The 13,427-nt window shown below is 29.4% G+C and carries 15 protein-coding genes and 1 pseudogene; all 16 read right to left on the minus strand.

Going from position 1 to position 13,427, the window contains the following annotated elements; translation table 11 throughout:
• Positions 1–202: 202 nt before the first annotated feature.
• A pseudogene (locus CQA42_RS01500) lies at positions 203–1,028 on the minus strand (DNA-methyltransferase).
• Positions 1,029–1,065: 37 nt separating this feature from the next.
• Entirely contained in the window at positions 1,066–1,575 is a 510-nt protein-coding gene (locus tag CQA42_RS01505) for a type II restriction endonuclease (protein ID WP_258865520.1), read from the minus strand.
• Between the two features lie 19 nt (positions 1,576–1,594).
• Positions 1,595–2,566 carry an HTH domain-containing protein gene (locus CQA42_RS01510; protein ID WP_115582929.1) on the minus strand — a complete coding sequence of 324 codons (972 nt, stop codon included), beginning with the start codon at positions 2,564–2,566 and terminating at the stop codon, positions 1,595–1,597.
• A 258-nt stretch (positions 2,567–2,824) separates the two neighbouring features.
• Positions 2,825–3,913: an NAD(P)-dependent alcohol dehydrogenase gene (locus CQA42_RS01515; RefSeq protein ID WP_115582930.1), complete on the minus strand. Its 1,089-nt coding sequence runs from the start codon at positions 3,911–3,913 to the stop codon at positions 2,825–2,827.
• Positions 3,914–3,978: 65 nt separating this feature from the next.
• Positions 3,979–4,329, minus strand: coding sequence for a hypothetical protein (locus CQA42_RS01520; RefSeq protein WP_115582931.1), 351 nt, complete (start codon positions 4,327–4,329; stop codon positions 3,979–3,981).
• The gene (locus tag CQA42_RS01525; RefSeq protein ID WP_115582932.1) at positions 4,326–4,979 is read right to left on the minus strand and encodes a hypothetical protein; all 654 of its coding nucleotides are present in this window, start codon (positions 4,977–4,979) and stop codon (positions 4,326–4,328) included. The genes CQA42_RS01520 and CQA42_RS01525 overlap by 4 nt, the downstream gene beginning before the upstream one ends.
• On the minus strand, positions 4,976–5,692 hold the full coding sequence (locus CQA42_RS01530) for a 1-acyl-sn-glycerol-3-phosphate acyltransferase (protein ID WP_115582933.1): 717 nt from the start codon (positions 5,690–5,692) through the stop codon (positions 4,976–4,978). The genes CQA42_RS01525 and CQA42_RS01530 overlap by 4 nt, the downstream gene beginning before the upstream one ends.
• The gene (locus CQA42_RS01535) at positions 5,689–6,786 is read right to left on the minus strand and encodes an SH3 domain-containing protein (RefSeq protein ID WP_115582934.1); all 1,098 of its coding nucleotides are present in this window, start codon (positions 6,784–6,786) and stop codon (positions 5,689–5,691) included. The genes CQA42_RS01530 and CQA42_RS01535 overlap by 4 nt, the downstream gene beginning before the upstream one ends.
• Complete coding sequence (gene purQ / locus CQA42_RS01540; RefSeq protein WP_115582935.1) at positions 6,779–7,429, minus strand: phosphoribosylformylglycinamidine synthase subunit PurQ; 651 nt, start codon at positions 7,427–7,429, stop codon at positions 6,779–6,781. Before purQ ends, CQA42_RS01535 begins: the two co-directional genes overlap by 8 nt.
• Positions 7,426–7,668, minus strand: a complete 243-nt coding sequence (gene purS, locus CQA42_RS01545) for a phosphoribosylformylglycinamidine synthase subunit PurS (RefSeq protein WP_115582936.1) — start codon at positions 7,666–7,668, stop codon at positions 7,426–7,428. The genes purQ and purS overlap by 4 nt, the downstream gene beginning before the upstream one ends.
• 16 nt (positions 7,669–7,684) lie before the next feature.
• Positions 7,685–8,392: a phosphoribosylaminoimidazolesuccinocarboxamide synthase gene (purC, locus tag CQA42_RS01550; protein WP_115582937.1), complete on the minus strand. Its 708-nt coding sequence runs from the start codon at positions 8,390–8,392 to the stop codon at positions 7,685–7,687.
• Positions 8,393–8,413: 21 nt separating this feature from the next.
• The gene (locus CQA42_RS01555) at positions 8,414–9,736 is read right to left on the minus strand and encodes a S41 family peptidase (RefSeq protein WP_115582938.1); all 1,323 of its coding nucleotides are present in this window, start codon (positions 9,734–9,736) and stop codon (positions 8,414–8,416) included.
• 143 nt (positions 9,737–9,879) lie between these two features.
• Positions 9,880–11,103, minus strand: coding sequence for a tryptophan synthase subunit beta (gene trpB / locus CQA42_RS01560; protein ID WP_115582939.1), 1,224 nt, complete (start codon positions 11,101–11,103; stop codon positions 9,880–9,882).
• Between the two features lie 159 nt (positions 11,104–11,262).
• Positions 11,263–11,811, minus strand: a complete 549-nt coding sequence (locus tag CQA42_RS01565) for a Fe-S-containing hydro-lyase (RefSeq protein WP_115582940.1) — start codon at positions 11,809–11,811, stop codon at positions 11,263–11,265.
• Between the two features lie 20 nt (positions 11,812–11,831).
• Positions 11,832–12,677, minus strand: coding sequence for a fumarate hydratase (locus tag CQA42_RS01570; RefSeq protein WP_115582941.1), 846 nt, complete (start codon positions 12,675–12,677; stop codon positions 11,832–11,834).
• Positions 12,678–12,730: 53 nt separating this feature from the next.
• On the minus strand, positions 12,731–13,309 hold the full coding sequence (locus CQA42_RS01575; RefSeq protein ID WP_115582942.1) for a ribonuclease HII: 579 nt from the start codon (positions 13,307–13,309) through the stop codon (positions 12,731–12,733).
• Positions 13,310–13,427 lie beyond the last annotated feature (118 nt).

The following is a 13,427-nucleotide window of genomic DNA, read 5'->3' on the forward strand; positions in this document are numbered from 1 at the left end:
ATCTATATGCTAAGTGATATTATAAAAACTTAAAGTTTTTATAATATCTATTTTGATAATTCTTGAGATTTTTAGTTGCTCTAGCAACTTTACTAGTGGAATTAATAGAATGAAATCTTTTAAATAATTAAAGCAAGTAATTTTTTATCAATTAATTTTTAGTTTTAAAGTGCTTTTATTTTCTCCTTAAAATTTTTATATATTATAGTTTAACTCTTAAATCCACTATCTTAGATTCCATCATATTACGCTTAGAATCTAGCTCAGCTTTGCGGGTTATGGATATATCTATAAATTCTTTTTCTTTTTCTATACCGATAAATTTCCTACCTAAAATATTTGCTACAATACCTGTGCTTGAGCTTCCACTAAATGGATCACAGATTATGCTATTTTCATTACTCGCCATTAAAAGCAATCGCACAAGTAGATTTAATGGTTTTTGTGTAGGGTGCTTACCGCAAGTTTTTTCCCATGGAGCAATTGCTGGAAAACTCCACACATCACGCATTTGTTTGTTATTGTTGATTTTTTTTCATCAAATCATAGTTGAAAATATGTTTATGTTTATGACTTTTTCTAGCCCAAATAATCTGCTCGGTAGAATGCGTGAGATAGCGACAGCTAAAATTTGGCGGTGGGTTAGTCTTTTGTCAAGTAATGATATTTAGAATCTTAAAATCAAGTTTTTGTAATATCCGCCCAAGGGAAAAAATATTATGATATGTGCCACTAATCAAAATGCTTCCTGTGTCTTTGAGCGCGATTTTTGCGTTACTTATCCAGCGCTCATTAAATGCATCGATATCATCTATATTTTCGCCCTTGTCCCATTCGCCCTTATTTACGCTAACTACCTTGCCGCTTTGTATAGTCAAGCCATCATTTGAAAGGAAATAAGGAGGGTCGGCAAAGATGAGATCAAAGCTAGATTTAAATCTAAGTAGTATTTCATTGCAATCAGCGTGATAAAGACTAAACAAGGAATCTTTGCTGATAAAAGTTTCTATCGGGATTCTAGCATTCATTTTTTTACCTTTGCGAGATGCGGAAAATCTTTAATATTTACCTGTTCTTTAAAATTAAGTTGGTTGTCTTTAAAGACTTGCGATAAATGCGTCTCCATGGTGCTACCACCGCGATTTTTCGTGCATTGCTATCAAGCCCTACTTCTATACCAAAGACAAAATCATTCAAATCTTTTATATATCCGCGAGCAAAAATATCAATAAGCCCGCTTTCGCATAAAAAATCAAAAATACTATCTGCATTTTTAAAATAGCTATCCAAGCGACATTGTGCACTGCTAGAATCTAAAACCATACTGCCACTATCACGCACGGCAAGAAGTAAATGTAGCACGCTAAATGCCTTTGGATATTCATCAAAAAGCAAAGCAGTATGTGTTTTTATAGAATCTTTATCTTTACCCAAGAGAAAATTAAGATGATTTAGACAAATACGGATTTTATCGACATTTTTTAGACATTTTTCCCAATCCACAAAAAAACTAAGCCTGCGATTGCTGGCTTTGAGTGTATTTAAAAAATGGCTAAATTCAAGAGTATTTTTCATTTTTTTCATTTTTTTCATTTTATTTTATGTGTTTGTCTTTGAGATATTTTTCAAGTTCGTCATCATCTAACACTTTGTCAAAGCTTGAATTTATTTCACCTATATTTTCATAGTGTGCCTTTATTTTGCGATTTATATCATTGATAAAGTCTTTAAAATCGCTATTGTTTCGCACCAAAACATCGATGGTTTCGACATCTAAAGATTCATTGTCATTGCATTGGATTAGAATCTGTGAGCTTGCCACTTCGCTTTCAAGTTTTATAAGCCCTATACCAAAACTAGTATTGAGTCGCCTAAGCACAGATAATACTTCGCTATCTACTTCCTCATACACGACTAAATAACCTTCATTCGCCCAACTGGAATTTGACACTGCTTGAAAATAGCATTCTTTAAGATTACTAAAATTTAGTGCAATTTTTAGCTCAAAAGAGTAAAGTCTATAATCTGGTCTATCGATATTTTGAAGTAATTCTAAAGTCTCATTTTTATAACTTCCAAAAGGAAAGGAAACAGCGACAATATCAGGATGATCCCATTTGCTTTTACCACTTGCATTTTTAACGCTTTTTTCGTGATAAATTGTTCTTGCGTAAGCGTTAAATTCATTTTCGTATAAAAATTTCACAAGCAAGGGGTGCAGGTCTCTTTCGCTAAATTTTTCTTTTGTTGGTTTCTGTATTGGTGATTCTTGGATAAGTTGTTCGGGTTTCTTGTTGTCTAGTTCGGCAATTCTGCTTTTAAGCCAAAAAGTTGTTGGACGCTTTGAGACAATGATAAAAAAAGAATTATCACCTTTATTTTTTATATTTGTATAAAGTGCAGCACCAAGCGATTGCCACGGTGTTTTACCCAAATCCCCTAGCCTTCTATCTATACCTTGTTTTACTATCTCATTCCAAATTTGTGTAAAAGTAAGTGGTTTTTGTGTCTTACTTAGCACTTCTTTTGCCGCTTCTAAATAAGTTATTTTTTTATTATCTGACATTTTTTACCTTTTTATGTATTACAAATCTTTTATTTTAGATTCTATGATTTTACGATGAAAATCTAACTCTAATTTACAAGCAATATATCTATAAATTCTTCTTCAATCCCTATAAATTTACGCCCTAATTCTAAGGCATTTTTCACATTTATACTAACACTGAAATGGCATTATATTGTATTTTTAGATGTTTATGAAGGAGATGATAATTAAAGATTTTACATTACAATATAAAGCAAAAATGCTTTATATGTATCATTACGATAGAGTTTTCATATCAATTACATATCTAAATTTTGCACTACCATTTGTGAGCTTTTCATAAGCTTCATCAATTTGATTAATGCTTATAATCTCTACCTCTGGATATATTTTGTGTTGCAAAGAAAAATCTAGCATTTCTTGTGTTTCTTTTATTCCACCAATAAGAGAGCCATATACTTTTTTGTTTGCATTAAATATAAGGTTATTTAATGAAATATTTACATTATCATCTGTTGGAGGTAATCCGACAATTGCTAATTCTCCATCAAATGATAAAAGTTTTACATATTCTATTGGATCATATTTAGTAGGAATTGTAGAGATTATTAAATCAAATCTTTCACTTACATTATTTGTATTGTCATATAATGCTTTAGCTCCAAGATCTAGCGCTTCTTTTTCTTTATTTTTATTTCTAGCAAATACTGATACTTCTGCGCCCATTTGTAAAGCATATTTTAATGCCATCATACCAAGACCACCAAAACCTGCTACTGCAACCTTGCTACCTTTTTTTACACCACTAAATTTTAATGGTGAATATGTAGTGATTCCAGCACAAAGCAATGGTGCAACTTTATCAAGCGGGGCATCATTTGGCACTTTAATTGCAAAATTTTGACTTACAACAATATTATTTGAATATCCGCCATATGTTGGCTCATTGTCATGAAAACAATCTTTACAATCATATGTAAAAACTACTTTTCCATTTTGGCAAAATTGTTCTTGAGATTTTTTGCAAGCATCACATTCTCCACAGCTATTTACCATACAGCCAACCCCAGCAAAATCACCTACTTTAAACTTATCTACATTTTTACCAATTGCTACTACTCTTCCTGCTATTTCATGTCCAGGCACCATTGGATAGATTCCCTCATGCCATTCACTTCGTGCAGAATGCAAATCGCTATGACAGATTCCAGCATATAAAATTTCAATCAAAATATCATTATCACCTAATGAATGCCTGCTAAAAGTAAATGGCTTAAAAGTGTCATTTTTGTGATTTACAGCATAACCTTTTGCACTAATCCTTTTACCTTCTTTTGCTTCATTTAAATTAGATTCTAATAGCATTTTTTATCCTTTTATTTTAAAAATGGAATTATAATATTATTATTAATCAAGAATGCTTTAAATATTTATTTTTTATTGCTATTTAAAAAATCAAATAGAGGCTTTGTATTATTTAATTTTTCTCTTAATGTGTTTTTTAATGAAGTGTGGCAATCAATACATTTATTTAGGGCTAAGTGTTCTAAATTTTGAATAGAATTAATTTTTTCTACACTATGACAAGCAAAACAATCCTGTCCGCAAGAATTTTGCATTTGCACTCTTGATAGTTTTTCATCAGTATGGCAAGTCTTACAATTTAGCATTATTGAATGCTTAGAATCTTTATAATCTAAAGATAAGTGACAAGACCTACAATCACCACTACAAGCATATAAAAAGCTGGTTAAAAATAAAAAAAATACAATATATTTCATATACTAAAATCTATAAATTTAAAATTTACCATAAATGCACCTATATTGCTTACCTTGATATTGCTTCTTTGTGTAGTTTTAAATGGATACAAACCAACTCTATATGCAGCTTCTAATCCAAATCCGCTAGTAATATCTAAAAACATAGAAATAGTAGTGTTAGCTCCATGTAGATTATATTGCTTATTTCCTACTTGGTGATTTAATAATCCATATCCCACACTTATACTAGGTATAATTCTACCATCAAAGATTCTAGCTCCAATCTTTGTATTGATATTAATAGAGTAGAATCCACCAGCACTCCCATCAAGTGAAAAACCAAAAAGTATTATATTATCAATAAATAAAAAACCTCTATCAAGCTCAAAATATATACCTTGTTTTGTATCTCTTGTATCATTGTAACTCCTATGCAACATCTCATATCCAACCATAAAAGCGCCATAAGTATTAGTTGAAATTTTTGCAGTATGGAAAAAATCGGATATATTGCTTTGTTTATTTGTGTTGCTTTGTTGTGTATTTTGAGATTCTAAGTCTTTATTTTGATTATCATTTAGAGCTATGAGTTGATTTTCTTCTTGTGTATTTATATCATCTGCATAAATAAAATTTAATATCAATACTAATAATAAAACAAATCTCAATTATTATCTCCATTCATAATATCATAATGCTTTTGATATGTTTGTTCTATATTATCTCTTAGTTCTTTATACCAATTTGGATTTGAAAAATCTGGCATATATGAATCTAGACATACAACCCTTGCTTTACTTGCATTTATCTCTACTTTTGTAGTATCAAAAAGTTTTCTAGTATTTATTACTACCATTGGTTGCACTTTTAATTTGTATTTTTCAATTAACATCTTAGCGCCATCTTTAAAAGGAAGTAAATCCCTACCACCTTTGCTTCTAGTGCCTTCTGGAAAAATTGCCAAGATTCTACCTTCATCTAATTTCTTTTTAGATTCTTTTAAAAGATGTATTAATGATTTTTTATTTTCTCTATCTACAAAAATCATTCTAGGTGCTTTTAATAAATGCCCATACAAAAAAATATCACCTAGTTCTTTTTTTGCAATCCAACATATATCCCATGGATAATATGCTTCAAAATAACAAATATCTATAATACCTTGATGATTTAAAACTAATATTTGAGCATTTTTATCAAATTCACCGATTCGTTCAACTCTAATACCATTAATCCAAAAAAATATTTTACTAAACTTTCTTATTGTTCTATTTATCGGTCTAAAAATATACATCAAAGCTATAATTATTAAAAGTATTATAGAAGTGCTTACAACCGCCCACAATCCGCGAATCTTATTAATTTTTATTATATTTTTCATTTTTTTGATGCATTTTTTAAATTAGATTTGTGAATCCAGCCTGTTGTTCCATCACTTGCAATTATCTTATAATAATCACCATGAGTATTTAATATCTCAACATTCGTATTTGCCATTATTTGCTCTATGATAGTTGAATTATGCGTAGGCAATATAGTGATATAACCATTGCTAATGGTAGTCATCTCTCTTTTGAAATTAAATGAAAACAATAAATATATCAATAATAAAACAGCAATAATAACAGATGATACTCTTAACTTAAATGGAATCTTTTTGACAAAAAATAAACCAGCAAACAACAAGATAAATATAATAATTGTTAAATATTGAAATATCAATTCTTTGTTTATAGGATTTATATCTTTATTGATACTAATTTGGTCTTTATTGATAATATTTTTTATAGAGATTGTATTGTATGATTGTGATTTAAGATTAAAATATTCAAATTCAATATTTAATAAACTATTTGGAATGATTGCATAATACATACCATTAGAATTCATTGTATTAAAACTTTTATTCTCAAAGCCCTGCTCTATTGCAAATGGAATCTTAAAATCTTCAAGATTCCCATATTCTGCCATTAAATCAAATATAACAATATTATTTTTTTGATCATAAAATTTAACACTATAATTACCTAATTTTAAATCAAATGCCACTACACCACTATATTTTGGGTGATTACTATGTAGAGATATAGCTGTGCCTTCTATGATTTCACTTAATTCTTGTTCTACTATATCACCATTTTCTACTATCACTTCAAGGCGAGGAATAGAGAATCTAGAATTATTAATTTTAAAATAAAATATATTCTCTAGAGTGTCATCAGGTAATTTATTCCAAGATGAATTAGGATTTTTAAGTGTTACATTTGATTTTGGAGAATCTATAAAACCTATCGAATTGATGGAGGAATTATCTAAAACAAGTATATTATATTTGATAGCTATAACTTGACCAATATAAGTTTGATCTGTATTGACTTGAGATAGATTTTCTTGCTTTATATAAACCAATTTTGCTTGTTCATTGGAAAATAAAAATAATAATGGTAAAAATAACAATAATAAGATTCTATTCACTTATATTCCTTAACATTGCCAAACCATCATAACTACCAAGAATCTCCTCTATTGCTCTTTCTGGATGTGGCATCATACCAAATACATTTTTATTGATATTGCAGATTCCAGCTATTCTATCAATAGAGCCATTTATATCATCTGTGTATCTAAGAATAATTTGATTATTTTCTTTCAAACTATTTAATCCATCATTATCAATATAATAATTACCATCTGCATGGGCTATCGGGATATTTAACTTTTGATTTAGTGAATAACTTTTTAAAAGTTTATTGTCTATAGAGGCTACTTCTAATTCAATCATTTTAGAATGAAAAACAATATTTTTATTTCTCATCAATACACCTGGAAGTAATCCTGCTTCTGTTAGTATTTGAAAACCATTGCATATACCAAAAACCAATCCACCATTATTAGCATATTCAATAACGCTTTTCATTATAGGTGAAAATCGTGCTATTGCACCACTTCTTAAATAATCACCATAGCTAAATCCCCCTGGAATAATAACTAAGCTTGTATCTTTTGGGAGAGATTCTTCTTTATGCCACACTATAGTATATGGCTTATTAAGCAATTTAAATGAATATGCCATATCCATTTCACAATTTGTGCCTAAAAATTGTAATATAGCTATCAAGGTAATAACTCTATATTGTAGTTTTCAATAACTGGATTTGCAAGAAGCATCTCACTCATCTCTTTTGCTTTATTTAGTGCTTCTTCTTTATTATTTATATTTAAATCTAGCTCAATTATTTTTTTTGTTTTTAAATCATTTATGCAATTAAAACCAAGAGATTCTAATGCATGAAAAATCGTCTTTGCCTGCGGATCTAAGACTCCATTTTTCAGTGAAATTTCTATTTTTGCTCTCATTTATTACCTTAAAAAATTATTTAATTCTATTTAATATTTCTTGATAAGCATCGACTACACTACCAAGATTCTCTCTAAATATATCTTTGTCCATTTTTTTATTACTTTCTTTATCCCACAATCTACAACTATCTGGGCTTATTTCATCAGCTAATATTATTTTGTTATTAGAATCTATTCCAAATTCTATTTTAAAATCAATAAGTCTTACATTTTTAGTATCAAAAAAATCTATCAAAATAGTATTAACTTTTCTTGCCACATCTTTTATATATTTTATATCATCATCATTATCTAAGATTCCCATAATCTTGCAATGTTCATCATTTATGATAGGATCACCTAATGCATCATCTTTATAATAAAATTCAACCAAACTAAATGGCAACTTAGTGCCATCTTTTATGCCAAGTCTTTTTGTCAATGATCCTGTTGCTACATTTCTTACAACAACTTCAAGTGGAATGATTTTTACAACCCTGCAAAGCATATTGTTTTCATCTAGCTGTTTTACAAAATGATTATCTATACCATTTTGATTTAATAATTTAAAAATCAAAGAACTAATTTGACAATTAAGAGAACCTTTTCCAACCTCAGAGCTTTTTTTCTGTGCATTAAAAGCTGTTAGGTCATCTTTAAACTCTGCTATCAGGAGATTCTCATCACTTGTTTTATATAGTTTTTTACCTTTGCCTTCATAGATTAATTGTTTTTTATCCATATAACCTTCTTGTATTAAATATTATTTATTTGCAATATTTATTAAATCTTTATTATTCATAACCATTAATATTTTCAATGCATCAATTGAACTTTTTAATTGTATGTCATTGTAAATATCTTTTGTTGTAATCATATCTTCATTTTTATTGACTACTATGTTTTGAGGCTTATTATCAATCTTGTTTAATTCACCTTCAAGATGTTTTTTTAAATCAGATTCTTTTATAGCAAAATTATTTTCATCTTGTGGAACAGCACCTGGATATACAACTATATCTGGAGTTATACCGATTGCTTGTATTGTCCTTCCACTAGGTAAATAATATCTAGCTATAGTCAATTTTAATGCATCATTTTTATCTAGTGGTAATACGACTTGAACGCTACCTTTACCAAATGTCTTTTCTCCAACAATAATAGCTCTTTTATGATCTTGTAATGCCCCTGCTACTATCTCACTTGCACTTGCACTACCACCATTTACAAGGACAACAAGAGGCATATCTCCAAATTTTGCTTTTCCATTTGCCACAAATTCTTCATTATCTTCTTTTACTTTACCTTTTTGAGATACAATCACACCATCTTTAATAAAAAGATTGCTTAACTCAACTGCTTGATTTAATAATCCACCAGGATTATTTCTAAGATCTAAAATAACACCATTTGGATTATTTTGACTAATCAAATCTTGCACTTCTTGCGAAACTTTTTTATCAAAAGTATTTACTTTTACATACAAATAATTTGTATTTTCTATCTTTTTGGCATATGTAGATTTTACATCTATTGTATCGCGTTCTATTTTGAATACAAGAGGTTTTGATTCATTTTTTCTGACTATTGTTAATGTAACACTAGTTTTTTTCTTACCACGCATTAAATTAACTGCATCATCAATTGTCATGCTTAAAGTGCTTTTATCATCAATTTTTAAAATAATATCACCAGATTTTAATCCAGCTTTATCACCAGGTGTTCCTTCTATTGGAGCAATAATTGTTAATGCACCATCTTTTAATCCAATCTGTATTCCAATACCGCTAAATTCACCATCTGTTTGAACTCTTAATTCTTGAAAATCTTTTGAAGGCAAATACGCAGAATGTGCATCAAGATTTGTAAGAAGTCCGCTTATAGCCTTATCTACAATATCATTAATCTTTACTTCATCTACATAATAGTTTTCAACAGCAAGAATCGCATTTCTAAGTTTATTATATGCATCAAGCCTTGATTGATTGGAGTTATTTCCATCATTTCCAAAAAGATTGCTAAAAAGCAAACTGCTCATAAAAAAAGCACTAATAAATCCAACTAAAAGAAATCTATAATATTTCATAAACATAACCTAAGAATCAATTTTTTGCGTATTCTATATAAAAAATATTAAGTTGTAATTTAATTTATAAAACAAAATAACAAAATATATTTATTTTTTTAAAATCATAGAATCTTAATAACAAGATTCTATTGATAAATCATCTATACATTATACTCACTACCATAATTTTTAATAATAAAGTCTATATCTTTATCACCTCTACCGCTAAGATTTACTAAGATTTTCTTATTTTTTAATGATGGAGCAATTTTTAATGCATAAGCTAATGCATGAGAAGATTCTATTGCTGGAATAATGCCTTCTAACCTACTTAGTTCAAAAAAAGCTTTTATTGCTTCTTTGTCATCTATAGCTGCTACTTTTGTCCTACCAGATGAAAATAAATATGCGTGCTCTGGACCAACACTTGGATAATCTAGTCCACTAGCTACGCTATATACACTTGAAGGATTCCCATCTTTGTCTTTTAACATAATAGAATTAAATCCATGCATAACACCCTCGCTTCCGTAAGATAGACTTGCGGCATGATTGCCTAACTCTATATTATTAGATTCCACTTTGCCAAGCGGTTCAACACCAACTAATTCAATATATTCATCATCAATAAATGCACCAAATATACCCATAGCATTGCTGCCACCACCAACACAAGCAGTAATAATATCTGGTAATTCACCTGTCATATTTTTGAATTGTTCTTTTGCTTCAATCCCAACTATAAGCTGAAAATCACGGACAATTTTTGGAAATGGATGCGGACCAACAACACTTCCAATAGCATATAATGAATTTATAGGATCTTTTAAATATGCTTCAAATGCTGAATCTACAGCCTCTTTTAGTGTTTTTGCACCAAAATCAACACTCACGACTTTTGCACCTAGAATCTTCATTTTTACTACATTTGGATATTCTTTTTGTATATCAACTTCACCCATGTGTATTTCACATTCCATTCCAAAATATGCAGCTGCCGTAGCTAAAGCAACACCATGCTGTCCTGCTCCAGTTTCAGCAATAAGCTTTTTCTTGCCCATAAATTTAGCAAGAAGTGCTTCACCCATACAATGATTAAGTTTGTGTGCTCCAGTATGATTTAAATCTTCTCTTTTTAGATAGATTCCAGCGCCACCATATTTTTGTGTTAGATTCTTTGCAAAATAAAGTGGCGTTGGACGACCTTGAAAATCTTTTCTTATTTTTCTAAGTTCTGCTATAAAATCCGAATTTTGAGCAATCAAATCATAAGCTTCGTTTATCTCTTTCATTTGTTTTAATATCACATCTGGGACAAATGCACCGCCAAATTTACCAAAATATCCTTTATCATCTGGAAATTGTTTTAAGTAAGGAATTTTCATTTTTATATACCTTTAAAAAAAATTTTATTACTTTATATAAAAATTCTTAAAAACTCAAAATAAATATTATTTAAATCTAGAAAGAAGTATGGTGCAATTAAAAATCGCACCAAGTAAAAAAATGAAATTTAAATTATTTATACTATGCAATATAAATTTTTATTTTTTATATTCTTTTTGTCCAATTTCATAAAAATTAACGCCATTAGAATCAATAGCAACAATTGCAGGAAAATCTTGCACTTCAAGTCTTGCAATAGCTTCTGCTCCAAGCTCTGGATATGCTAAAACTTCATATTTTTTAATACTTTTTGATATAAGTGCTCCTGCTCCACCGATTGCTACCATGTATATAGCCTTATGCTTTATTATAGAATCTATTACTTCTTTACTTCTATAACCTTTACCAATCATCCCACTAATACCCAAATCTAGCATCATAGGGGTATATTTATCCATTCTCCCACTTGTAGTTGGTCCTGCTGCACCTATAACATCGCCTGGTTTTGCAGGGCTTGGACCAAGATAATAAATAGTTTGATTTTTTAATTCTATTGGTAATTCCTGATTATTTTGAAATGCTTCAAATATTTTTTTATGTGCTGCGTCTCTAGCTGCAATAATACTCCCAGTAATTAAAACATTATCTCCTGCCTTCAAATCTTTTATATCATCTTTGCTAAATGGTGCTTTTAGTCTTATTTCCATTATACCTCTCCTGTATTTTTTTAAAGCTCTATATGAGCATGTCTTGCAGCATGACAATTAATATTTATTGCAACAGGTAATCCTGCTATGTGGGTTGGATACCATTCTACATTTACAGCAAATGCAGTTGTATTACCGCCAAGACCTTGTGGTCCTACTCCAGAATTATTTGCAATCTCTAATAATTCATCTTCTAATTTTGCATATCTTTTATCGCTATTATGGGAGCCTACTTCTCTTACTGCTGCTATTTTTGCAAGTAATGCAGCTTTTTCCATAGTTCCACCGATTCCTACACCAACAACAAGAGGAGGACAAGCATTTGGACCTGCAAGATTAATAGCTTCGCTAAATACTTTTTTTACACCTTCAATCCCATCAGCTGGGACTAGCATTTTTAATATACTTTTATTTTCACTACCAAAACCTTTTGCTGCCATTGTAATATTTAATTTATCACCTTTAACTATTCTAGTATGTATCACAGCCGGGGTATTATTGGTGGTATTTTTACGCTCAAATAAAGGCTCTTCAACTACAGATTTTCTTAAATATCCCCCAACATAGCCTTCTTTTACACCTTCATTTATCGCATCTTCTAAATATCCCCCAACAATTCTTACATCTTGCCCTAACTCTAAAAAAATTACTGCCATTCCTGTATCTTGACATATTGGTATAAATGTATCTTGTGCTATTTTCCCATTTTCAATAAGCTTATCTAATATACTTTTGCCAAGAGGTGAAGTCTCATTTTCCCTGGCTTCACTAAAAGCTTGTTTAATACCATCTGTTTGAATACAACACGCATCAATGCATAGTTTTGCTACACTTGAGACTATATCTTTATAATGAATTTCTCTCACACTTTACTCCTTATACTTTAAATGTATATCAATTTTAACACTTTTCAAATATGTTATCTATAATATTTTTTTATTTTGAAACTTTTTCTATGGATTTGTGATAAACCATATAAATTTATTAATTCTATATGTTTTTTTGTAGCATATCCTTTGTGTTTATTTATTTCATAAAGTGGATAAGCTAAGTGTAATTCATCACTTTCTTTATCTTTTAGGCTTTTTGCAATAATACTTGCAAGTGAAATTTGTGGAATCTTGCTATCACCTTTTATGATACATTCAATTTTACTTACTCCAAAATTAGTATTTCCATCAAATAAATATCGCTTAGAATCTAAATTATACATAATCGTTGATAATCCCTCATTCATACATTTTGAGATTCCATGATTATCAATATCATTTGCACTAAATTTCATCACAAAATATGCAAGATTTTTCTTTTTAACCAAATTAAAGATTCTATCCCTTTTCTCTCTACTTAACTTTTTACTATCATCTATATCCCTAATATCTGAAATATCATTTATGCTACACTTTACACCACATACAAACAAGCTACCTGCCACAGAGCCACGCCCTGCCTCATCAATCCCACAAATCACTTCATCTTTACAAATAAATAAATCCATATTAAAACCAAACTTTCTTTATAAACATTGCCTTATTTTATTATAACAAGAATCTTGCAAGCAATATTAGGCTTTTTATTTGCTTTATAAATAAGCTTTATGGCAATGAAAATTTTAA

This window comes from Helicobacter sp. MIT 99-5507, from assembly GCF_003364295.1.
Classification (GTDB): Bacteria; Campylobacterota; Campylobacteria; order Campylobacterales; family Helicobacteraceae; genus NHYM01.